Genomic DNA, 23,671 nt, shown 5'->3' with positions numbered 1-23,671 from the left:
ACGGATCGACGTATTGGAGCAGGGGAGGTTATACTAATTCATGAAAGGGGGGAAACGTTAGGATGCAACGGATTCAGTCCATTATGAAAAATCACTACGGCATCGAAATAAGTGGTGTCAGGCCGCAGCAAGGCGGCTGGGCCGCATTGGCATTTAAAGTGAGCGATGATCGCCGCGCCTATTTTCTTAAGCAATATGAGAAGAGCCGCGCCTCTACGCCGAAATGGACGGCGGCCATTCGGGAATACATCCCGATCCTGGCGTGGCTTTCGGAGCAGGAATCCTTTCGCGGAAAGGTGCCGGTGCCTGTTCAAACCCTGGACGGCCAGTACCGCTGTGAGGATGAACACGGGATCTATCTGCTGTTTGAGTATATTGAAGGCGAAACGATTGGCGAGAACGAATTGACGGGAGAGCAGGTCAAGCAGCTGTCCGAAATCGTCAGCGAGCTTCACCTGCTGGGAGAGGAAATCCCGTATTCTACGCAAGGCATTCGCGAGAGCTTCGAGGTTCCGTTTCTGCGCAAGCTGGAGGATCGCATGCAAGAAGGCTTGCCGGATGATATGGAAGCAGCAATAGCCCCGGCTCGTTCGCACTTGGTCAAAGGGATGCGTACGGTTCGCACGCTATCAGAGCGTTTAGCAGGCCGCAATCTGCGCATGGCGCTCTGCCATATGGATCTGCACCACTGGAATCTGATGCAGAGCGGGGATGAATTAGTGCTTCTCGACTGGGAAGGAATGAAATTAGCGCCGGTGGAATCGGATCTGATGTTTATGACGGATACGCCGTATTTTGAGCAATTTATGCATATTTATCGTTCCCGGCATAACGGCTACCAGATGGATGAAGATGCGCTGCGGTTTTATCAAATCAGGCGTCGGCTTGAAGATATTTGGGAATTCATGGAGCAGCTGTTGTATGACGAACAGGCCGAAGAAGAACGCAGGAATACGCTGGACAGTCTGCGTAAAGAGCTGCTCGAGTTCGAAGCCGAGATATGAAGATCCCTCACATTACATAACGAGCAATCAGCCAGCTGGTGAACACCATAAACCATGATACAAATCCGAAGATTACAACAATTTTGTTCTCGCTCCAGCCGTATTTCAAGCTGAAATGAAAATGGATGGGTGTCATTCGGAATAATCTCAGCTTCGTGCGCTTGTAATACCAGACTTGCAGAATGACTGAAAGCTGCTCGGCTAAATAAACGAAAAATAGAAGCGGAATTAAAATTTCAACCTTCTCGATAACAGCCAGGAATGAAAGGGAGCCGCCGATGGCAAGCGATCCCGTATCCCCCATGAACGCTCTGGCAGGATAAATGTTGTACAGCAGCAAACCGAGAAGACAGCCGATCATGACAAGCGAGAATGCTTGTACCTCCGGCTTGTCGGATATGAGAAAAAAGAAGAAATAAGTGGGAATGGATACGTTGATCAGCAGCCCGTCCAATCCGTCAGTAAAATTGATCGCATTGGCGGATCCGACGATAAAGAGCAGCATGATAATCACGTACGCGGCAATCGGCAGCTGCAGGGAATATCCGCCCAATAGTTCGATATCGCTTGAGAGCGAGAAATACCGGAATAGTACGAGCAGCAGCCCGCCGGTAAACAGAAATTGAAACACCAGCTTCATCCGCCCGGATATGCCGGAGGGATCCTGAAAGACAGCCTTTTTAAAATCATCCATGAAGCCGATCGAGCTGAACAGAAGAAAGGTCGAGCATAAGAAGATCATGAGCGGATCGGGATGAAATTGCAAAGAGACGATGATTCCGATCAAGAGGATAAGACCGGCCATGAGAGGCGTTCCGCGCTTGGCTTGATGATCGGGAGGAAGCTCCGTGCGGATCGGCTGCATCAGCTTCAATGTGCGCAGCCCCCAGATGAGGAGCGGCGTAAATAAGGTTACTAATAAGAACGCAAGTCCGGATACACCAAGCATACTGCTCATTTCCTATGCACCGCTTTCTTTAGAAAAATTATGCAATATGATTATATTGTATTTCTTGGTGATAGACAATTATGCCAAGCTGAAGGACTAGAAGGCATAAAAGCAGGAATCCAAGCTTCCAACATGCAAACAATTTCGCATCGTTTAGTCGGAGCATGTGTGCGGACAGGTTCGAAGGACGCCTTCGTTATCGCGGAGATGCTGGGGGCTAAGCAGGGGGCGGGTATCCATTCCATGGCTGACAAGGGATGGATGGAAGTGAGTTTGTGATCATGAAAAAGGGACGGCCGTTCGATGACGGCCGTCCCTTTTTACAAGTTCGCTGCTGACTTTCCCTCTCAATTGGGCTCGATATGAACATGAACATCATAGACGCCGTGCGAGAGCTTTAATGCATGCTCCACCTCATCGGCGATATCATGAGCAACCCGAATGTCCATATTGGATTTCACGAGAATGACGACATCGACCACGGCGTTACTGCCGTAATTCCTGGCGCGGATGTTTTTAACGCCTTTAACGCCCTGAACGCGCTGCACCGTTTTTCGGAAGGCGCTGATCTTATCCTCATCGAAACCATCGGTTAAGTGGTGGGAGGCATCGCGAAAAATATCCCATGCCGTCTTGCAGATCAGGAAGCCGACAAGCACGGCCGTCACCGGATCGAGCCAAGGCAAGCCGAGAGCGGCGCCGACAATACCGACAACGGTGCCGATGCTCACCCAAGCATCCGACAGGTTGTCCTTGGCTGCAGCCATGACCGCTTGGCTGTTGATTTTGGCGGCGAGGCGCTTATTGTACCGATAGACAAAGTACATCACAATGGCGCAGAATGCTCCGGTCCACGCAGAGATCAGGTCAGGCGCCTCATGCTTGCCTTCAAATATAGAAGAAACCGCCCCAAAGAGCACCTGTATACCGACCGCCATCATGATGAAGGAGGCCATTAAGGAAGCGACCGTTTCGGCCTTCCAATGTCCGTACGGATGGTCTTGATCCGCTGGCTTCTGCGATAAGCGGAGCCCGATCAGCACCGCAATCGAGGCAACGATGTCTGTTGCATTATTCAATCCGTCCGCCCTTAGGGCTTCGGAGTTCCCGGCATAACCTATTACGAGTTTAATTGCAGATAAGCACAGATAAGCAATTATACTGATAATGGCGCCCTTTTCACCTGTTTTCAAATCTTCGTAACGCTGTTGTTCCACATCTAGCCGACTCCTTCCGCATCCCTCAAACAATACTTGACTATATTATCAAGGCGATGACGGGTGGGTCTAGAGCAACGTTGTTTCCTATCACTTAATAAGTGACGAGAGGCAAAAAGAGTTGCACCGGACTAAGAAAAATAGAGAGGGGAAATCATAGCCGCCGGTTTGCGCGCCTCATAGACAGCAGCTGCTCGAAGCTCGCCACGGACGGCTGAGCAACTCGCGAAGGACGGATTAGGGTCCGGTCACATGATGTTGTTCAAGTAGAGCATATACTCCCCGCGATGAAGCGGGTTTACCTGCTTGCGGCTGTTCTCCGGAATATTGCCGCGAACACGAACGTGGCCCCCGGGCCTGATGGTCAGCAGACCTTCGCCGCTCGTCAAGGCATGAACCTCGGCTTTGAGCTGGTCAGAGGTGCGAACAGGGATCGTTCCGTTGATGTGGACGATGCCGTTCACAAACCGCGGCTCCTCGAAGGTTCCTTCTAATGCACCCAGGGACGATAACACCTTGCTCAAGCTAAATTCCGGTACGATGAATTGAAGCTTGTTCACCGGTTCATAGACATTCGTTCCAGCCTCGTTCAAGGCCTTCATCAGCACGAGCGGCGTCAGACTCCGGAAATCCTTGGCCGTCGAGACGGGACTTGCATAGCCGGTATGAGTTAACGTTACGACAATATCCGTGACGGACCATCCAAAGAGCCCTTCCTGCAGGACCTCGAACACGGTATCTTTGATCGCTTTCTGAAAGGACAGCGGAAGGGAGCCAAGCTCGACCTCCAATCGGTATTGCAATCCCGATCCGTCGATTCCCGGCTCCACCCGGAAACCGACGGTTGCATAGAAGGGGTTCTGAGGCTCTCCCATCCGCTCCACGGCCGCTCCGATAGAAACCGGCTTCTCCAAACAAATCACTTTTGGAGCGGAGAAGACGGCTTCGATGCCGTACTGCTCCCGTATGATTTCAAGCAGGATTTCCTGCTGGACCTTGCCGAATACGTGAATGAAGCTTTCTTGCGTTCTTGAATCGCGCGTATATTGCAGGAAAGGGTCCTCCATGGTGAGGTCGCTCAATGCGAGATGCAGGATAGGAGCATCCTTTGAATCCATAGCGGATACCTTGACCTGGATCGGGGGGCGTTCAAAGCGGAAGGACTTCATCCGATCGGATACAACGCCGATCACGTCGCCTACCTTCACATCCACGCCGCCCAGCACCGCGATGTCCCCGGCATAGACGCCGTCCGTTGGCACGATGGCTCCATGCATCAGGCAAAACAGCTGTTTTACCTTCATATACGTTGTGTGCCCGTCTTTCGAAACGACCGGTATTCGCTCCCGCTTCCGGATGCTTCCGGCGAACAGCCGGAGATAGACAAGACGCTCCCCATTTGCCTGCTTCATGACCTTGAATGCAAGGCCGGATAAAGGATCGGCGCTGTCCTCGACGGGAGTATGAACAGGCAGGAACGACTGTAATGCCTCCAGGAGGGGGTCGATCCCTACGCCCCTGGCTGCGGATCCCGCAAATAGCGGATAAGCTGCAGCATTCTTGGTCTGCTGGCGCAATTCCGCCTGCAATCGAACCGCAGAAACAGGGATGTCATGCGCATAATGCCTCAGCATATCTTCGTTGTTCGAAGCCAGAATCTCGAGCCAGCCAGCTTCATGTGGGTCGGCGGGACGGACCGTGGCCCACGCCGTACCTTCCTCCGATGGGACCGACATCTCGCAAACGTTCCCGCTCAGCCGCTGACGGATCATGCTGCAGACTTTGCGGTAGTCCGCCCCCATCCGGTCGAGCTTGTTTATAAATAAAATGGTCGGGATGCCCTGTTCCTTCAACGTTTGCATCAGTACCCTTGTTTGTGCCTGCACGCCTTCAACGGCAGAAATAACCAGGATAACGCCGTCCAGAACGCTTAACGAATGCTCGACTTCCGATATAAAATCCGCATGACCTGGCGTGTCGATCAAATTGACCTTCAATTCTCCCAGCATAAACGAAACCGCCGCGGATTTGACCGTAATTCCCCGACGGCGCTCAATATCGAGCGAATCGGTCGTTGTATTGCCTTGATCAACCGAGCCGGCTCGGTTGATCACGCCTGTCTTAAAGAGAATCTGTTCGGTTAATGTCGTTTTGCCAGCATCAACATGGGCCAACACCCCGATATTCAATATGTTCTTCATATATAGCAGCCCTCATTATTAAATTCATTGTGATCGTTCCTTTCGATTGCGCATTCTGTTTCAGTTGCCGCATCAATACCGCCTCCATATTCAATAAAGTTACTAATAGTTTATCCACCCAGCCGTACTCTGGCATATGCCGAGAACATTTATAATGAATCATTCTCTTGCTCCTGACGCTTCATCCTCCGATGTTGAGGTTTCCAGGTGAATTATTCAGTTATATCTGATTAATACCGTGAACGGCTTCCCGGTTTGGATTAGGATAGACCCATACACCAGATAAAAAGGAGTCTTGCGTATGATTTCACTTCATGCGATCAATAAAAACAACTGGGAGGATTGCATTCGCCTCAAGCCGAAGGCTGAGCAAGCAAAGTGGATTGCCCCCAACCTTTACTCCATCGCTGAGGCGCAGTTTATGGAGGGATTCCGAACAAGGGCCATTTATCATGATGAGGACATGATCGGCTTTGTCATGTACGGGGTTCATACCTACGATGATAATTATTGGATTTACAGGTTCATGATCGATGAGCATTATCAGGGGCTGCATTATGCGAAGCCGGCCCTGCGGCTAGTGCTCGAAGAGATCCGCAGCGCGCCTGATCAGACGAAGCATGTGATGCTTTGTTATAAGAAAGAGAATGAGCGGGCGGAGAGATTATATCTCCAGACCGGTTTTCGGAAAGCGGGGATCGCACCTTGGGGAGATATGATGGCAAGATATACATTTGCCGGCTAAGGAAACGTTCGTATGAACCCTGAGTCTTCCAATGGATCGATATGAACAACAGGCAATCGTTCCCCTTTCAGATGGCGGTTTCAGCGCATAAGAAGATGAACCTCATGATATATATGGCACCGAATCATCTTGTGCTAGAATACGGAGTTAGAAGAGGGATATGTTCCGTGGTCCGTAGCGGGGGTGACTCCGCTTGCAGAATGATAACTTTCATAGAACGGAGGAGCGTTCGTGATCACTATACTCCGGAAGTATTCCATCCGCGTTCAGCTGCTTACCATCGGTGGGGCGATGCTGCTGTTATTGTTCGGGACTTTTCTATGGAGTTATGACCAAATGCGGGGAATCACCTACAAACGGAACAGCGAATATACCCTGGAGCTGATATCAACGATTCAGAAAAATATCGCGGACAACGCGGACTCCATTAACCGCATTTTGCCTAATATCGCTTATAATGAGACGATTCAGCGATTTTTGATGGAGCGCGAGCGCCTGGCTCAGTTCGAACTGCAGGGAGCAGTTGAAGCACTTCTTGTTAATCTTCAGTCCATGAAACAGGGGATCGATAGAATCGTGCTCCTCTCTACGGTAGGGGGAGGCTTCTATAATTGCGTAAACTGCAAGGATTATATTCCTTTTGACGATATTCCCGACCAGACCAACGCCTATTATTCAGGACTTTATCACTATAAGCTCTCAAGTCCGACGAAGAATGTGGTGTATGTGGGTACGCCTGTGTATGATAAGAAAAACGTTGTGACAATCGGGAAAAAAATCGGTTATGCCGTCATCGTTCTGGAGGCCGATGCGATCGCACCCCAGCTCGGCTCGATGTCGACTCATCTTGCCGGGAAATTTTATGTACTGGACCGTAACGGAATCGTAGTGACAAGTAACGACGCTCCAAGCATCGGCCAATCGGTTGGCGGAATGGCAGAGGATGCTGCTCGTGCGCTTCAAGTCAAGGAGGGCGAGCCCGTTAAGTTTCAGAACGAAGAGGGAGATTTCATCCTGCATGCCAGGCCGGTGCCGGCGATCGGCGGAAGTATCGTAAGCGTGTTCGAAACAGGTGAGCTATTCAGCGGATTGAAGGATATGCTGACCCTTGTTCTTGGCATCTTTTCGTTGTCCATCGTAATCTTATATGCCTTTTACACCGCTATAAGCCGCAACATCCTTAACCCGATCCGCGCTTTCATGAAAATTATCAGCGGCCTGCGATCGCAAGGATTAGATAATCCGAACAAACGTGTATCGCTTGACGGGTATGCGGAGATTAGCATCATGGCCAGGCAGTTCAATACACTGCTCGATGAGATCGACGATCTGGCTGCGAAGCTTGTCGATTCAAAAACATATATTTATGAGCTGAAGCTTCTTAGGAAGCAAGCGGAGCTGCAATTTTTAAAGAATCAGATCAATCCCCATTTTCTTTACAATACGCTCGAAACCATTAAAGGAATCGCATATGTGAAGAACGTCCCCGAGATTCGGGAAATGACGGATTCTCTTGGACTCATCTTCCGCTACAGCATTAAAGGCGGAGACGAAGTACGGCTCAAGGAGGAGCTTGCGATCGTTAATGCCTATATCCGGATTCAACAGATTCGATTCCAGGATCGGTTTGACGTTGTGTATGATGTGGATGAACGAAGCTTGCGGGTTTCGGTCATCAAGATGATTTTGCAACCGCTTGTGGAGAATGCGGTGTTCCATGGAATAGAACCGAGCCTTGAGCGATGCCTCCTAACGGTAGGAAGCCGGATTGAGGGCAGCAGCATGCTGATATGGGTGCAAGACGATGGTGTAGGCATGGAGCCTGCCCAGCTGGATGAAATCCGTGCTCATTTAGAGGACAAGTCTGGCCCGGACCTGACCTCGGATACAAAATTTATCGGCATGTTAAACGTAAACAACCGAATCCGATATACCTATGGGCCGGCGTACGGCATCGTATCGGTCGATAGCGAACCGTCGAACGGAACCAGAGTAGTTATCAAGCTTCCGCATGGAGGAATGACAAATGCAGTATAAGGTTTGGCTTGCAGATGACGAACCCTGGATCTTGGAAAGCTTGAAGCGAATGCTTGACTGGCCGTCCCACGGTTTTGAAATTGTGGGGGAATCCAGCAACGGACTGGATGCTTACCGGCAGATGAAGCACCATCGACCGGATGTTGCGTTCATTGATATCCGGATGCCGGGCATGAACGGAATCGAATTGATCCAGAAGCTGTATGAAGAAGAGACCGGGGTCTGTTGCGTGGTCGCCAGCGGATACGCGGAGTTTGAGTACGCCAGGCAAGCTATGCATTACGGTGCTGGCGGATATATCCTTAAACCATTTCGTAACGAAGAAATATCCGAAGTGCTGCAGGGTTTGAAGAATCGTCTGAAACGCGAAAAGCAGCCCGAAGCCATTCGGCCATCTGACGCGATTACGGATACGGCAGATTCGCGCCCGGGGGACGATACACTGCGCTCGATTGAGCAGTACATTCGCGGGAATTTCCGGGAGCCTCTAACGGTTCAGGATATTTCCAGACAGTTCTTTCTCCATCCGAACTATTTAAGTTCGCTGTTTAAACGGGAATTCGGGGTCAATTTCACGAAGTTTCTAAACGATATCCGAATGGAGCACGCTTGCAGCTTATTGCTCAACAGTCGCTTATCCGTCCGAGAGGTGGCGGAACAGGCCGGGTACAAAGACTATTTCTATTTCGCAAAAATGTTTAAACGGCACACGGGCTTGACGCCGACCGAGTACCGTTCCATAGATGCATCGACAAAACCATAGATTCGGATCAGCCCCGCTGAATGCCTCGGAACACCTAGTGTGTCCGGGGCTTTTTCGTGCGACTGAAGCGGATTTGACACGCAAGGCTTTGAGCGAATGATGTTAGAAAAGTACATAGCATATCTGAGGATCGTACATATGGTTTACCTTCAGCGCACCGTATACTTGGAGCATTAAAAGATAACGCCATGAAAGAGAGGGCAGATGCGATGGAGAAAAGCTTATGGGCGCGGATGGTGGAGCATAAATACATGTACTTGCTCGTGTTTCCGCTGCTAGTGTTCTACATCCTGTTCGAGTATGTCCCGCTGTATGGCCTGCAGCTTGCCTTCAAGGAATTTAATTTCGCCGAGGGCGTATGGGGCAGCGAATGGATTGGACTGGCCAATTTTCAAGAGATCTTTTTATTGGATGACTTTTGGACGGCGTTCCGAAACACGGTCATCATTGCACTTGGCCGGCTAATCTTTGAATTTCCCGTACCGATTGTAGTTGCACTGCTTCTGAATGAAGTCCGAACGGCCAGACTAAAGAAATTTTATCAGGTTGTGTACACGTTTCCGCACTTTTTATCTTGGGTTATCGTTAGCGGAATTCTCGTTAATTTTCTGGGCTCGTTCGGCGTACTGAATCAATTGCTGGACATATTGGGGTTTGAAAAAGTCAGCCTGCTGGTAGACCCCGAATCATTTCGCGGTCTTTTGTTCGGCAGCAGCATTTGGAAGGATATGGGGTGGGGGACGATCATTTATTTGGCGGCCATCGCCGGGATTAATCCGTCACTCTACGAAGCGGCCAGCATCGATGGAGCCAATCGGTTTCACCAGATGCGATATATTACCTGGCCGTCTCTAAAGAGCACGGTTGTGATCCTGTTGATTCTGCAAATCGGCAATACGATGAGTTCCGGTGGGAGCGGGTTTGACCAAATTTTTAATCTGTACAACCCGGCTGTTTATGAAAAAGCGGATATTCTCGATACCTATGTCTACCGAAGGACTTTTTCGGTCGGCGACAGCTATGGGACGTCAACGGCCGTCGGCTTGTTTAAATCCATCATCAATCTTGCGCTGCTGGTAGCGGCAAACCGCGCGGCCAAGAGGTTGGGCCAGGATGGTCTCTACTAAAGCATGCCAAGCTGCGTTGCTGCTTGTATTTCGGGTGAAAGGAGGACGCCAATGAAACCGAAAGCGAATGGAGCCGATTACATGATTCACATCCTGCTTATGCTGATGGCCGTCATGACCATTCTGCCCTTTTACAATGTATTCATCACTTCATTTGCCGATCCGGCGTCGGTCGTTAAGCAGCAGTTCTATTTAATTCCCACCAGCTTTAATCTCAGCTCATACCGTATGCTGCTTGACGGCAGTTATGTCGGGAAAGCGCTGTTGAACTCCCTCATTGTCACGGTGTTCGGAACGTCGGTTAATATGCTGGTGACCACATGCGGAGCTTATGCCTTGTCCAAGAAATCCATGCCCGGCCGCTCCATTATGATGGCAGGCATCGTATTTACGATGCTCTTTTCGGGAGGACTTATTCCATATTATTTGACGATTAAGGGGCTTCAGTTGATCAATCACTATGGAGCCATGATATTCCCTGTAGCAGTCAGCACCTTCTTCTTGATTGTCATGATCAATCACTTTCGCACGATCCCGCCGAGTCTCGAGGAGTCCGCTAAGATCGATGGGGCGAATGATCTGTATATCCTCTTTCGCATCGTCATTCCGATTTCCAAGCCGACGATTGCTGCGATTACCTTGTTTTACGCGGTCGCCAGATGGAACGAATGGTATAATGCGATGCTGTTTATGACTGACACCGATAAGCATCCCATGCAGCTGTTCTTAAGGAACATGCTGGCAGACGTAACCAAGATGGCCAGGGACGATATGGGCGCGGCCATGATGTCGCAGCTCAATCAGGGCTACCCCGACGGGATCAAAATGGCAAGCGTCATTATAACCATGGTGCCGATTATGCTGGTGTATCCATATCTGCAGAAACACTTTTCGGCAGGCGTAACATTGGGTGCTATCAAAGAGTGACACATATTCACGAATATCGATGGGGGAGGTTTTACTATGCAAAGCGTCCGCTGGCAAGGAAAATCCGTTTTGATCGCGATCATGATCCTGGCACTTGTCATTACAGGCTGCACCAGGAAGGCAGGCAATAGCGATGCTGGAGAAGGTGGATCCGGGGGAGGGAAGAACGGGAAGAAGCTGGATATATCGGTCTCTTTTTTTAACATCGGGCTCGCCTTTCCGAACCGTGAAACAGACGAATATTTGAAGCAGCTCGAAAGCAAATTTAATGTCCGTTTCGTTGACAAAGTGATCAGCTATTCGGATTACAAGGAAAAATACCAGCTCTGGAGCGCCTCCGGCGAGCTCCCCGATGTGTTCAGTCACGATATCATTAACTCGGAGACGTATTATTCCTGGATTAAACAAGGGATCATTCGCGCACTTCCAGACGATCTCAGTCCCTATCCGAATGTAGCCAAGGTGCTTTCGCTCGACGAAACCAAGTCGCTTCGTGTGGACGGGAAGGCCTATATGATTCCGCGCCTGACGTACCGGGATTATGATACATGGGCGATGGAACGTTCCTTGATCGTCCGCAAGGATTGGATGGAGAAGTTAGGGATTGCGGATCCCGTTACCTACGATGATTATTTGAATATGCTGAAGGCTTTCGCCAAGGATGACCCGGACGGAAATGGCAAGAACGATACGGTTGGTCTTACCTTCCGGTCGGCTGCGATGCTGGCTCCCATTGCCGGAGGCACCTTTCCACACCTGCTGAACAGCTCGTGGGTGAAGGAGAATGGAACGTATATCCCTTACTATGCCTCCGATAAGATGAAGACGGTCGTCAAGCAGATGCGCCAGCTCTTTACGGAAGGCGCGATCGATCCGGATTTTGCCATTATGAAAACAAACGACGGGATTGAAAAATTCGGCCAGGGTAAAGTGGGCGCGATCTCCATGCAGGCTACTCCGAACGGTTTAGCCAAGCTCAATGCGGCATGGAGCAAATATAACAAGGACACAAAGTTTGAGGATATTGCCCACATCATTCCGGTGACATGGCAATCGGATGACGGAAACCGATACCGCTATACGGCCGTTACGTTCTGGTCGGAAAGCTATTTCAGTGCTCGAGTGAACGATGAGAAGATGGACAGAATCCTGCAAATATACGATTATCTGCTCTCTGACGAATTTATCAGAGATAAACAGTACGGAATTGAAGGGAAGGACTATACCATAGAAGGCGAGAAGATCACGATTACGCGTGAGAAGAATGAAGAGGGCGAATTTAAAACGATTGGCAGCTTGTATCCGTCCTTCAACCTGTTTGGTTCGCTCGCGGCTTGGGGACAAGAGCTCGAATTCGTAGAGAGTGAAGTCAACAATATTGCATATGGAGAGAAGCTGTCGAGGATGTCGAGGGAAGGACTGAAGCAGCGAATTGCCGAGCATGTCCCCGTGCCGACCAATTATCAGCTGGAACTGCTGTATACCCCGGCCAAATCGAAGCTGAGCGCCATAAATCCGACGGAGGATTTGACTAGGGTCATGCTATCCAAGGAGGACCCGGTAGCGATGTGGGAGAGCATTGTGGCAGGTTACGAGAACAAAGGCTTGTCACAGGCTATACAGGAAGTAAACGAAGCTGTGCGAGAGCAGGGGCTCGACAAATGAGCGGCAGTCAGAGCATGGATTATCCGATTGCCTGCACAGACCAGAAAAGCCATCGAATCCTGGTTTTCGCCCCGACAGCGCCCGATTGGAACATGGACGAATCATTGATATGGTCCTGGTCTCTCTTAGACGTGGACGGATTCAGCGAGCTCCTTCCGGCATGGGGGCTGCCGACTGAAGCCAAGCTTCGGCATGATCCGATTCGCGGTGGGCAGTGCATGATCGTTACGGATTCTTGCGGGCTTGCAGCGATCCTTCCTTATCCCGGAGGAGAATCCCTCATATGGGGGGCCTGCGTAGGCGGCAATCCTCACTCGGCCGAGCTGCTTCCTAACGGGAATCTGGCTGTGGCGGCCAGTACAGGCGGTTGGGTCAGGATCTATGCTTCTTCCCAAGGGCTAACAGATCAAGTTTATGCCGAGCTTCCGCTTCCTGGTTCGCATGGTCTGCATTGGGATTCTCGCCGAAATGTATTATGGGCTCTAGGCGATCATGATTTGGTAGCCCTCCGTCTCGAAGGAACAGATGATCAACCGGAGATCGCGGTGGACGATCGGGTTCCCCTGCCAAGCAGGTACGGTCATGATCTCCAGCCCGTGTGGGGAAACGACGATCGCTTGTGGATCACTACGGTTTCGCATGTCTACCAGTACGTCATATCATCCGGTCGGTTTGTGAGTGAATATGCGGATTGCCCGTTTGTGGATTGGCATGATGTGAAGAGCATCGGCAATCAACCTTCTGGCGTAATCGTTTCTGCTGCGCCCAAACCGGGAGGACTTTATGAATGGACGACGGACGAGATCCGCTTACACGGGACATCGAATCGGATCCGCAAAGGGACAGCGATATACAAGGCTAGGATTTGGGCCCCGGGATATTAGCCCGTCTATGATCACAATAAGGAGGCTGGAGCATGACTTCACTAAAGAAGCAGCGTTCTGTCCTATCGGATCATCCTTCCAGGTGGCCGCTTGGAACATCGCTCTCGTTAAATGATTGGGCCGATGGTCATGTCGATATTGAAGCTGTTCAACAAGCCGGCATTAAGGTTATCGAGCTGGCTTGGCGAAACGATGCCTTCGATCTGTTCAATCCGGTGAATGAGCGGACCTGCAGATTTTGGATCGAGAATAGTCGAGAGCTTGGAATCAGCATTTGGACGCTGCATCTGCCTTATGGCCCCGCCTTCGATATATCGGCCGTCAGTGAAGCGGCTTCTGTCGAGGCTTCCCGCTTATTATGTCGGTTGATGCAGCTTGCCCATGAATGGGGCATTCCCATGGTTGTACTCCATCCAAGCTGGGAGCCAATTACGGATGAGGAACGTCCGCAACGGCTGGAAGCGTGCAGGAGGGCATTATCGGTGCTGGCAGATGAAGCGGAAGCGCTCGGCATACGGATCGCAGTTGAATGCTTGCCGCGCACGTGCCTCGGGAATTCGGGCCGGGAGATCGCAAGTCTGCTTGCAGCGGATCCTCGGCTCGGCATATGTTGTGATGTCAACCATCTTCTGCTGGAAGCCCCGGAATGCTTCATCAGAGAACAGGGCGAACGCATCTTCACGGTCCATATGTCGGATTGCGACGGTCGAGATGAAAGACACTGGATGCCGGGCATGGGCTCTATTCGGTGGAACGAGGTTTTGCGAGCATTGGTTCTGCACGATTACCAAGGTCCGTTTATGTTCGAGGTCCGCAGACCTGTTCCTTCGGAAGTGGCAGCTTGCTGGGAACGATTGATCGAAGGCTATGATCTTGCTTATCCGAAAGCAATCGAACTTCCGTGAACACATGATGAAAGGAAGGGATCGAATGAATAATCGGAAGAAGATGACATCCCGGCTGCGCCATTTGCTGCTCGCTGCTGGTATCTCTCTGGCTGCCCTGACTCTCTTTATTACCGGGGATAACCTAAGAATGAGCTGGGTGGACGCATCTTCGCCTCTCCAGGAGGATTATGATATCGCTATGAGCGATCAAGCGTCCAAAAAAATATTGGTGATGGACCCTGGCGTCTCTGATTGGAATGATTCCATGGCCGTTAAATGGTCTTGGGCACCCATTGCATCCAACGGCTTCGCTGAGTTTACCGCCTATTGGGGATTGCCGACGGAAGCACGGATTAGAAACAGCGATTTCTTCGGAACCCAGGTTATGCTCGTTACCGACTCAAGGGGATTGGCCGCGATTATTCCATATCCTGCAGGAAATTATAAGCTCTGGGCAGCGAATGTAGGCGGCAATCCCCACTCCGCCGAACTTCTGCCCAACGGCAACATTGCCGTTGCAGCAAGCACTGGAGGCTGGGTACGGATTTATACATCGTCTCAGAGCTGTCATTCAACGACATACGCAGAGTATCGTTTGGAGAGCGCTCACGGCGTATCTTGGGATCCGCATAATGAAATATTATGGAGCCTGGGAAATGGGGCGATCGTTGGGTTGAAGGTAGGGGGAACAACCGCGAGCCCGACGTTGACCGAGCATGTTCGACTGGATGTTACCCGCTTGAACGGGCATGACATACAACCGGTGTATGGAGACCTTGACCGATTGTGGGTGGCATCGGGTGGGAAGGTATATCAATACGTCAAATCGACCAATTCGCTCGATCTTACGTATGCGGGAGCTGACGAGATCAGCCGGGTGGGCGTAAAGGCTGTCGGTAATCAGTCATCAGGCCAGGTGGTGCAAACGGTCGCGGATGTCGCGAAGAATCCGGTCGGCGGCTGTACGCTTTACACGTGGTGTACGGATTCGGCAGACTTTTTCCTTCCGAGTGCAACGCGTACCAAGACCGGTGCTGCATTCTACAAAGCACGGATACTGAATCCTAACTATCAGTAGTTGAAGATAGCCGGGATCGAGAGCCCATATCCCTTTCAAAAGCTCGACTAGTGAGGAGATGCTGCTGAGGATCGTTCAAGCGATGTGCTTGGGCGATCTTTTTTTGCCGGGTATGGTATGCTATCCTTACGTATCAGGATGGATCTGAAGGAGGCAATCGGATGTTGATGATGAACGAGAAAATAAAGGCACGCGAGGTTGAACTGACGGGACTCGACGGCGAGGACCTCGGCATCATGCCACGGGACGAGGCATTAGCGCTGGCGAAAGCGAATAAGGCGGATTTAGTGTGCACTTCGCTGTTCAGCAGCCCTCCGCCATGCAAGCTGGTCAGCCGAGGAATGGCCAAGCAGGAGGCCGCGAAGGAGAAGAAAGGACAGAAGCCGGCCAGCGGTCCGATCAAAGTGAAAGAATTTCGCCTCACCGTACATATCGAGGAGCACGACTATGATACCAAGCTGTCCCAAATGCAGCGCCTGCTTGAATCGGGCAAGGCGGTCCAGCCGATCATCCGCATTCAGGGCAAGGAGGGCGATGCCGCCCGGAAGCTGCTGGAACGGTTGATCCACGATCTGGCCGGGAAGGGAACGAAGGAAACCGGCATCCAAGTGAGCGGCAAGCAGGCGACGGTGAAGCTGCTCCCGGTGTAAATGCCACCAGGCGTGCAATTCCATGATTTACTTTTGCGTTCTTTGATGATACTATAATTCAAATTATAAACGCGATGAAGAGAAGAGTAGACGAGTCAGGATTCCCTACAGAGAGCCCCAGCAAGCTGAAAAGGGGCGGGAAACCCTTCGTTGAACCAAGCCTCTGAGCGGCGCATCGGAACTTGTGGTTTACATAAGCAGATGGTGCGACAGGAGCTCCTGTTATAGAGCTAGGGTATAAGCCGTCAGCCGATGGCCGTACCTGATGAGGCCGGTATCGTGAGATATCGGCAAATAGGGGTGGCACCGCGAAATCAAATCTCGTCCCCAAGACATTTGTCTTGGGGGCGGGATTTTTTGTCGTTCCAGAGGAAATGAACATGTTAATTTAGAGGAGGTTTTACCCATGAGCACTGACAAAAGAAACGCAGCTATGAAGTCCGACTTTCTGACGGACATTGTGCGGGAGGACATCGCGAGCGGAGTGTACAGCAGGCCGATCGCGACGCGTTTCCCGCCCGAGCCGAACGGTTACCTTCACATCGGAAGCGCATATGCCATCCAGGTTAACCATTCGATCGCTGACAGGTTTGACGGCAGGTTTAATCTGCGCTTCGATGATACGAACCCGCTTAAGGAAGACGTTAAATATGTGGAGGCGATCAAACAGGATATTGAATGGCTTGGATTGAAGCCGGATGTATATTTCGGATCGGATTACTCGCAGCAAATCTGCGAGGCCGCAATCAAGCTGATTCGCAAGGGCAGGGCCTATGTCTGCGACCTTAGTCCGGAGCAGATGACTGCTTACCGGGGAACGCTGACCGAGCCGGGGAAGGATAGTCCATACCGAGGCCGGACGGTGGAAGAAAATGAGTCCTTATTCAAGCAGATGAAGAATGGAGAGTTTGCAGCCGCCTCGAAGGTGCTTCGGGCGAAGATCGATATGGCATCGCCTAATCTCAATTTGCGGGATCCCGTACTGTACCGGATTATCCATGCGGAGCATTACCGAACCGGAAATGAATGGTGTATCTACCCGATGTATGACTTTGCCCATCCGATCCAGGATGCCATTGAAGGGATTACGCACTCCTTATGCTCGGCAGAGTTCAAGGATCACCGCCCGCTGTATGAATGGGTACTGAGGGAGCTTGATATTCCGGAGCCTCCCAAGCAGAGGGAATTCGGCCGGCTGAATATTTCGGGAACGGCTACGAGCAAGCGATATTTGAGGGAGCTGGTTGATGGGGGTTATGTCGACGGTTGGGATGACCCAAGACTGCCGACACTGCAAGGGTTGCGCCGTAGGGGCGTGACTCCGGAAGGGCTTCGACGATTTCTCGAAGAGCTTGGCGCGCTAAAAAATCCTAGTACCGTGGACTCGGCGATGCTGGAGCACTTTGTCCGCCAGGATTTGAAGATGCGGTCCCTGAATGCCATGGCTGTGATGCACCCGCTGAAAGTGGTCATCACGAATTTTCCGGCGGACCGGACGGAAATGCTTGTTCTGCGGAACCATGAAGGCGATGAATCCCTGGGAACCAGGAAAGTCCCGTTCACCAGGGAACTGGTGATCGAACGGGAGGATTTCATGGAGGATCCGATCGCAGGGTTTCACCGGCTGTCGCCGGGGCAGGAGGTGCGGCTGAAGGGAGCTTACTTTATCCGCTGCGAGGAAGTCGTAAAGGACCCGTTAACCGGTAAAATAACCGAGCTGCACTGCACCTATGACCCGTTGACACGAAGCGGAAGCGGGTTCAACGCAAGGAAAGTCAAGTCGACGATTCACTGGGTATCCATGAGTTGCGGGATCCATGCAGAATTGCATCTGTATGATCGCCTTCTGAAGGAGACCGCTGTTTTTGCAGAATCCGGCAACGATTGGAAGGAGCTCCTGAACCCGGCATCGTTGATTCGGGTGGAGAAGGCTTTTCTTGAGCCGAGCCTAAGCAATGCCTCTTTCCATCAAACCTACCAGTTCATCCGACACGGCTACTTCTGTCTCGATAACAAGCACGCCCATTCCGGGCATCTTGTGTTTAACCGCGTTGTGCCGTTGAAGGATTCGTGGAAGAGGCAGAACAGCGACATGTTCAAATGACCATGTATGCGATGCATTAAGCTTTGCGAACGCTAGGAATAGAGTTGCATTCGCTGCATTCCATCGGGAACGTATTAGGCTGGCCAATGCTCAGGATGCGTTAACGAAGGCGGGAGCTTCGTGCTCGCATCCCCGATGGCGGCTTGGACTTGGGCTTGGGTTAGGAAGAGGCATCCGGTCAGATTGGCTCCCCGAATGTCCGCATCCCGGAAATCCGCGCCGATCAGATCGGCTACCCTCAGATCCGCGCCGCGCAGATCAGCTGCGATGAGATAAGCCCCTCTCAGATTGGCATATCGAAGATCGGCGCCCTTAAGCTTGGCGCCGATCAGATCCGCACCCCGGCCGCCGATGTTCTTCCTGACGGGAGGACCGGTGTGCTTACGGCGGGCATTCTCCCGGACAAGCTCGCTTGTCCGAAGCAGGAGCAAATTGACTTCGGCCCGATGAGCTGCCACATCGAGCTTCAGCAGAGCTGGCGGAGGGAGAAGCGTCATGCGCTCGGTCTCCTCCAGCGCTCGTTCGATATCGGCATGAATTTCTTGCGCCGGCTGTTGTTCCAATGCTTCGCTTAAATACCATAACAGCTCGTGGAGCTGCCGCATTATCGGGAATACCTCGAACATTTCCTTGGCGGTCTCAGTTGACTGCCGCCAGTCGCGTCTCTGGTAAGTAAGCTGGGATACCTTCTGTCCTGCGCCAAAGCAATCGAACACGGTGCAGCCGCGGAAGCCCTTTTGTCTAAGATGATCGTGGATGGCGCAGCGGAAATCGGCTCTCAGATTGCTGCAGGGTGTTCCGGCGTCCTTATTCACCGCAAAATCCGATGATGCCGCGAAGGGCAGCGCCACGCAGCATAAGCCGAAGCAGCTGGAACAGTCCGATTGCAGACTATGCCGCAGCGATTCGGATGAGGTTTGTTTGTTCGTCATGAATGATATGAATCTCCTTCCACATGGGCGATGAACATGAATACATAGATTCTATTTTAGACCATAGAGAGGGTAAAGTCATAGATGCAATCGGAGTTTTATCATTTTCGCCCCATTTAGGACATATGTCCTTTTCCCCAATGCCGGATATACTCTTTAATAATATACAGATCAATTACGACGCGAGGAGTTTATACGCATGAGAGGAATTGTATTTGCTATACTGGGCGGTGCATGCATAACGCTGCAGGGTGTGGCGAACGCAAGGATCAGTCAGGATATGGGAACATGGCCGGCGGCATCCGTAACGCAGCTGACGGGGTTTTTGATGGCATTGGTAATTTTGTCGTTTGTCCGTGACAGCAAGCAGTATTGGGTTAGGCAGGTCAACCCGCTGTATGTATTAGGAGGCGCTTTGGCGGCACCGATCATATTCAGTGAAGTTACCGCGATCCGGCATATCGGGGTAACCTTGACGATATCGGCGCTGTTGATCGCACAGCTGAGCCTGACGTTCGTGATTGACGCCGGCGGATGGTTCGGCGTGGCCAAGAAGAGGATTACGGCAGCTCAATGCATTGGCATTGCCATGATGATCGCCGGTGTGCTGTTCCTTAAAATGTAGCAGCAAAGGACAGAATCATGAACAGATGGGAAGTGAACTGATCGATGAAAGAAAGTCGCGATCCGGAACGCCTGCGTTCCTTAATTCGCGAGCACCAGATGGAGCATGTGTTCCCGGAAGAACTGGAGCCCCATCTGCTGCTGTGTGAGTACGAACAGGGAGAGAGCATTTGCAAGCAGGGGGAGACCGCTGAATACCTTTATGTGCTTGTTGGAGGGAAAATCAAGGTGTTTACAACGTCACCGGAAGGCAGGGCGCTCATCCTGTCCTTTAAAACGCCGCTGGAGGTGATTGGTGATATTGAGTATATTCAAGGAAATCCATTCATCAACACGGTGCAGGCGGTGATGCCTTCGACCATGGTTGCCGTTCATCATCGTTGGCTGAATAAATACGGTCAGTCCCATCCGCCGCTGCTGCAGTTTCTGTTGCAGATCGTCACCCGCAAATTTTATATTAAGTCCAATTTTATGAGCTTTAATCTGATGCATCCGGTGGAAGTTCGTCTGGCCAGTTATCTGCTTTCGGTCTCGCAAGGCGATTCCGGAGCGTTCGCAACCGATCCTCCAGATGTCTTCCAGCTGTCAGATATTGCGAATCTGCTCGGGACAAGCTACAGGCATCTGAACCGGGTGATTCATAAATTTTGCAAGGACGGCTTGATCGAGCGCCGCCGCGGCATCATCCTGATCAAGAATCGGGAGAAGCTGTTCGAGGTGGCCGGGGGCAATATTTACGAAGAATAAATGACCGCTAAGAACGCCATATGAGGAAAGTGAAGGAGGAGCGGAATGTGGCCGGAGGATTGGTATTGGCGCTTATAGCCGGCGCTCTGGTAAGTCTGCAAAATATATTCAACAACCGGGTTAATGCTGCCACGGGACTATGGTCAACGACAACATTGGTGCTTGGATTGGGCTTTGCTGCATCCTTCATCATAAGCTTGGCAGTTGAGGGTACCGCCACCTTCCAGCTGGACCAGATGAAGCCCTGGTATTGGATCAGCGGGGTCATCGGCGTAGGCGTGGTGATCTGTCTGGTTCAAGCTACGAAAATGCTCGGACCGACGTTCGCCATATCGATTGTCATGACGTCACAGCTCGGGTTCGCCCTCTTGTGGGATTCCATGGGATGGCTCGGTCTTGCTAAGGTTCCTTTTACAATAAACCAGCTGATTGGAGTTCTGGTTATCATCGGCGGCATTCTGGTGTTTAAATTAGGAGGATCACAAGAGAAGCAAGAAGCTCGAAAAGTTCGCGAAGGAGGAGAGTAAACATGGGATCGATCATTGATAAAGTCGCATGGCTGCATGTGGTTGACGGACGCATCTTATGCGCCCGTTCCAGAGGCAAGGATACGTACTATGTTCCCGGCGGAAAGCGTGAGGCCGGCGAGACGGAGCTCGAAACGCTTGCCAGGGAGATTGAAGAGGAGCTGTCCGTTCGGATACAACCGGAAAGCGCCGTGCACTACGGAACCTTCGAGGCGGAGGCTCATGGTAAAACCGATGGAGCCATCGTGAAGATGTCCTGTTATACGGCAGAGGCGGACGGAGAGCTGTCGCCAGCCTCGGAGATCGAGGAGCTGGCATGGTTGACATATCAAGATAAAGGACGTGTGTCCGAGGTGAGCCGGCTGATCTTCGAGCGGTTATACGAGACCAAGCAGCTGAACGATTAACCAGAGAACGATGATGCATTTAAGTCTAAAAAAGACGCCTCCGCGGAGGCGTCTTTAATCATTAGATTTAGAACGTACGTTCGATTTAAGGAACATTTGAATCAAACGGGGTCTTATTCGATTTTCATATTATTAGTATAAACGAACGCCTAATATAAGTCTATATTTTGCCAGGAAATTATTTTATAGTAGGTGATACCCGGCCGGGAAGTCAGAGCTTAGCCATCGCGTTGTATAGCTAAAGGGAGCCTATTTCTTATGCAAATTCGATTATGGAATACCAATTTAAAAGTTCGCTTATTTGGCGAAGCGCTGTTCAATATGCTCGTGTGGATGTACTTTCCGTTTATCGCGGTTTATTTCGGGAATGCGTTAGGAAATGATATCGCGGGGATGCTGATGACGGTTCCCCCGTTATTCAGCATGGCAGGGAGCTTGATCGGAGGCGCTTTGGCGGACCGGATCGGACGCCGTCCCGTCATGCTGACGGGCGCTGCGCTCCAAACCTTGATGTTCGCCGTATTCGCCTTGTCATCTTCCCATTGGCTCGATTATGCGGCGTTTATTGCCATTGGCTTCGGCGGTGCCATTTATCGGCCGGCCAGCACGGCCATGGTGGCGGACCTGGTTCCGGCACAGGACCGGCGTCAAGTGTTCGCTACGTTCACGACCGCCAATAATATCGGGGCAGTGTTAGGCCCGGCGCTTGGAGCGGTATTCTTCTTCCATTACCGGCAGGAGCTGCTGTGGACCTGCTCGTTCATCCTGCTGCTGTATTTCATCGCTATCTATTTGATCGTTAAAGAATCCATGCCGCCTGGGGAGGGAAGCGCTGGCCGTTCAGCAACGGTTGGCGAAATATGGAGGGAGCAGTGGAAGGGATACGGCGTTATTTTTCGCGACAAGGTGTTTCTGGTGTACATACTAGCAGGGATATTCGCGCTGGTAGCGATTATGCAGCTGGATTTGTATTTAGCCGTCTACGTCACGAACTACGTGCCTGCTCAGGCTTTGTTCTCCTGGGAGGAGGGCAAGCTGATGCTTTCGAGCACCGAGATATTGGGCTGGCTGCTCGGCCTGAACGGTCTCTTGTTTGTGCTGTTTATCCTGCCGGTAACCAAGTGGCTGCGCCATTGGAAGGAGCGCGACGTATTCATTATGTCATCGCTGTTATCCGGATTAGGGACGTTTGCCCTCGGCTTCAGCACCAATCTATGGTTCTTGTTTATCGTTACGATCGTGTTTACATTCGGCGAGATTGTCCGCTCACCGGTCATGCAAAGCTTTATCAGCCATTATGCTCCGGAGCATGCAAGAGGACAATACATGGGCGCTGACAATCTGCAGTATACGATCGGGCGATTTTTGGCGCCGGTCACTGTGTTTTTATCGGCGTGGATTCCGCCAATGGGAATATTCAGCCTGATCCTGCTGTCAGCACTTATTAGTGTCGTTCTATACGTACATTTGTTCAGAATATACCCCGCCTCGTCAGAACAATAGATGGTCCCATGCCGGATAGATTGGGGAATCCTCCGGGCAATCAAACAGATCAAATCAAAGCCGTCAGATTTACAGCTTGCTCATATGTCGTCGCGGCGATCGCATGACATTGTGAGCGGGTTGTAAATTTGGACGGCTCTCATTTATTGTCGTTCGTATTTACAAACCGATGGTCGGTATATATAATAAGGAGCAAAGAGGATGAGGAGTTGGTGGAGATGGCACCATTTATAGGCATGGTCATTTCGTTTCTCGTTTTTCGGTCACTCGGTTTAGCCGGCTGGGAGTACATGAACGACACCGTCATATCGCTTCGCTTTGCAGCAGCGGTGATGCTGCTGATCGCCGCGTCGGCTCACTGGGGCAGAATGCGTCCCGATTTGATTGCGATGGTACCGCCATGGATCCCGAAGGCGGGGATGATCGTAAGTTTGACAGGCATTTTTGAAATAACGGGTGCCTTTCTGCTGCTCTTCCCGTCGACGACAACGATAGCAGCAACCTTGCTGGCACTGCTGCTGATTGCCATGTTTCCAGCTAACATGCATGCAGCCCGTCATAAGCTCAAGCTAGCGGGCAGGCCGGTTCCACCGATAGGGATCAGAACGGTTATTCAAATCGTGTTTATAGCCGCTATATTAATTGCAGGCTGGCTGCCTTCGCAAGGATAATGCAGTACCTATAAGGAGGAAT

At 51.3% G+C, this 23,671-nt stretch carries 22 protein-coding genes and 1 other annotated feature; of the genes, 18 read left to right on the top strand and 4 right to left on the bottom strand.

The window, feature by feature from the left end; translation table 11 throughout:
- Positions 1-62: 62 nt before the first annotated feature.
- A complete protein-coding gene (locus NSQ46_RS17675; protein WP_210095291.1) occupies positions 63-1,004 on the top strand; it encodes an aminoglycoside phosphotransferase family protein in 942 nt (313 codons plus the stop codon).
- A gap of 7 nt (positions 1,005-1,011) precedes the next feature.
- On the opposite strand, the gene mraY is transcribed toward NSQ46_RS17675, so the two are convergent.
- The 3 genes from mraY to NSQ46_RS17660 form a co-directional block, all read right to left on the bottom strand.
- Positions 1,012-1,962 carry a phospho-N-acetylmuramoyl-pentapeptide-transferase gene (gene mraY / locus NSQ46_RS17670; protein ID WP_028405522.1) on the bottom strand — a complete coding sequence of 317 codons (951 nt, stop codon included), beginning with the start codon at positions 1,960-1,962 and terminating at the stop codon, positions 1,012-1,014.
- A 338-nt stretch (positions 1,963-2,300) separates the two neighbouring features.
- Entirely contained in the window at positions 2,301-3,170 is an 870-nt protein-coding gene (locus NSQ46_RS17665) for a cation diffusion facilitator family transporter (RefSeq protein WP_007130364.1), read from the bottom strand.
- 248 nt (positions 3,171-3,418) lie between these two features.
- Positions 3,419-5,371: a TetM/TetW/TetO/TetS family tetracycline resistance ribosomal protection protein gene (locus NSQ46_RS17660; protein WP_007130363.1), complete on the bottom strand. Its 1,953-nt coding sequence runs from the start codon at positions 5,369-5,371 to the stop codon at positions 3,419-3,421.
- Between the two features lie 301 nt (positions 5,372-5,672).
- Here NSQ46_RS17660 and NSQ46_RS17655 point away from each other — a divergent pair, with 301 nt between their 5' ends.
- From NSQ46_RS17655 to NSQ46_RS17605, 11 genes are all read left to right on the top strand, one after another.
- Complete coding sequence (locus NSQ46_RS17655) at positions 5,673-6,116, top strand: GNAT family N-acetyltransferase (protein WP_007130361.1); 444 nt, start codon at positions 5,673-5,675, stop codon at positions 6,114-6,116.
- A gap of 231 nt (positions 6,117-6,347) precedes the next feature.
- The gene (locus NSQ46_RS17650) at positions 6,348-8,153 is read left to right on the top strand and encodes a sensor histidine kinase (protein WP_007130360.1); all 1,806 of its coding nucleotides are present in this window, start codon (positions 6,348-6,350) and stop codon (positions 8,151-8,153) included.
- Positions 8,143-8,916, top strand: a complete 774-nt coding sequence (locus NSQ46_RS17645; RefSeq protein WP_007130359.1) for a response regulator — start codon at positions 8,143-8,145, stop codon at positions 8,914-8,916. The genes NSQ46_RS17650 and NSQ46_RS17645 overlap by 11 nt, the downstream gene beginning before the upstream one ends.
- Before the next feature lie 209 nt (positions 8,917-9,125).
- Complete coding sequence (locus NSQ46_RS17640) at positions 9,126-10,043, top strand: ABC transporter permease subunit (RefSeq protein WP_007130358.1); 918 nt, start codon at positions 9,126-9,128, stop codon at positions 10,041-10,043.
- Between the two features lie 51 nt (positions 10,044-10,094).
- Entirely contained in the window at positions 10,095-10,970 is an 876-nt protein-coding gene (locus NSQ46_RS17635) for a carbohydrate ABC transporter permease (RefSeq protein WP_007130357.1), read from the top strand.
- A gap of 36 nt (positions 10,971-11,006) precedes the next feature.
- Positions 11,007-12,635 carry an extracellular solute-binding protein gene (locus NSQ46_RS17630; protein WP_007130356.1) on the top strand — a complete coding sequence of 543 codons (1,629 nt, stop codon included), beginning with the start codon at positions 11,007-11,009 and terminating at the stop codon, positions 12,633-12,635.
- On the top strand, positions 12,632-13,519 hold the full coding sequence (locus NSQ46_RS17625) for a DUF6528 family protein (RefSeq protein WP_007130355.1): 888 nt from the start codon (positions 12,632-12,634) through the stop codon (positions 13,517-13,519). The genes NSQ46_RS17630 and NSQ46_RS17625 overlap by 4 nt, the downstream gene beginning before the upstream one ends.
- A 32-nt stretch (positions 13,520-13,551) precedes the next feature.
- Positions 13,552-14,424: a sugar phosphate isomerase/epimerase family protein gene (locus NSQ46_RS17620; RefSeq protein WP_007130354.1), complete on the top strand. Its 873-nt coding sequence runs from the start codon at positions 13,552-13,554 to the stop codon at positions 14,422-14,424.
- A gap of 25 nt (positions 14,425-14,449) precedes the next feature.
- Complete coding sequence (locus NSQ46_RS17615) at positions 14,450-15,484, top strand: DUF6528 family protein (protein ID WP_007130353.1); 1,035 nt, start codon at positions 14,450-14,452, stop codon at positions 15,482-15,484.
- 161 nt (positions 15,485-15,645) lie between these two features.
- Positions 15,646-16,134, top strand: coding sequence for a translation initiation factor IF-3 (gene infC / locus NSQ46_RS17610; protein WP_007130352.1), 489 nt, complete (start codon positions 15,646-15,648; stop codon positions 16,132-16,134).
- Between the two features lie 65 nt (positions 16,135-16,199).
- Positions 16,200-16,466: a binding site (T-box leader), on the top strand.
- A 74-nt stretch (positions 16,467-16,540) separates the two neighbouring features.
- Complete coding sequence (locus NSQ46_RS17605) at positions 16,541-18,238, top strand: glutamine--tRNA ligase/YqeY domain fusion protein (RefSeq protein ID WP_342574180.1); 1,698 nt, start codon at positions 16,541-16,543, stop codon at positions 18,236-18,238.
- A gap of 74 nt (positions 18,239-18,312) precedes the next feature.
- Here the strand turns inward: NSQ46_RS17605 and NSQ46_RS17600 are convergent, their stop codons facing one another.
- The gene (locus NSQ46_RS17600) at positions 18,313-19,170 is read right to left on the bottom strand and encodes a pentapeptide repeat-containing protein (protein ID WP_342574179.1); all 858 of its coding nucleotides are present in this window, start codon (positions 19,168-19,170) and stop codon (positions 18,313-18,315) included.
- 199 nt (positions 19,171-19,369) lie between these two features.
- Between NSQ46_RS17600 and NSQ46_RS17595 the strand changes: the two genes are divergently transcribed.
- The 6 genes from NSQ46_RS17595 (at position 19,370) to NSQ46_RS17570 (ending at position 23,649) form a co-directional block, all read left to right on the top strand.
- The gene (locus NSQ46_RS17595) at positions 19,370-19,795 is read left to right on the top strand and encodes a DMT family transporter (RefSeq protein WP_007130349.1); all 426 of its coding nucleotides are present in this window, start codon (positions 19,370-19,372) and stop codon (positions 19,793-19,795) included.
- Between the two features lie 44 nt (positions 19,796-19,839).
- Entirely contained in the window at positions 19,840-20,541 is a 702-nt protein-coding gene (locus tag NSQ46_RS17590) for a Crp/Fnr family transcriptional regulator (protein ID WP_007130348.1), read from the top strand.
- A gap of 47 nt (positions 20,542-20,588) precedes the next feature.
- Entirely contained in the window at positions 20,589-21,068 is a 480-nt protein-coding gene (locus tag NSQ46_RS17585) for a DMT family transporter (protein ID WP_007130347.1), read from the top strand.
- A gap of 2 nt (positions 21,069-21,070) precedes the next feature.
- Entirely contained in the window at positions 21,071-21,475 is a 405-nt protein-coding gene (locus NSQ46_RS17580) for an NUDIX domain-containing protein (RefSeq protein ID WP_007130346.1), read from the top strand.
- A 258-nt stretch (positions 21,476-21,733) separates the two neighbouring features.
- Positions 21,734-22,978, top strand: coding sequence for an MFS transporter (locus NSQ46_RS17575; RefSeq protein ID WP_251535212.1), 1,245 nt, complete (start codon positions 21,734-21,736; stop codon positions 22,976-22,978).
- A 218-nt stretch (positions 22,979-23,196) separates the two neighbouring features.
- Positions 23,197-23,649, top strand: a complete 453-nt coding sequence (locus tag NSQ46_RS17570) for a hypothetical protein (protein WP_007130344.1) — start codon at positions 23,197-23,199, stop codon at positions 23,647-23,649.
- The last annotated feature ends 22 nt before the right edge of the window (positions 23,650-23,671 follow it).

It is taken from the genome of Paenibacillus sp. FSL M8-0142 (genome assembly GCF_038597315.1).
Classification (GTDB): Bacteria; Bacillota; Bacilli; order Paenibacillales; family Paenibacillaceae; genus Paenibacillus_AQ; species Paenibacillus_AQ lactis.
This window is presented reverse-complemented; position numbering and strand designations above follow the sequence as displayed.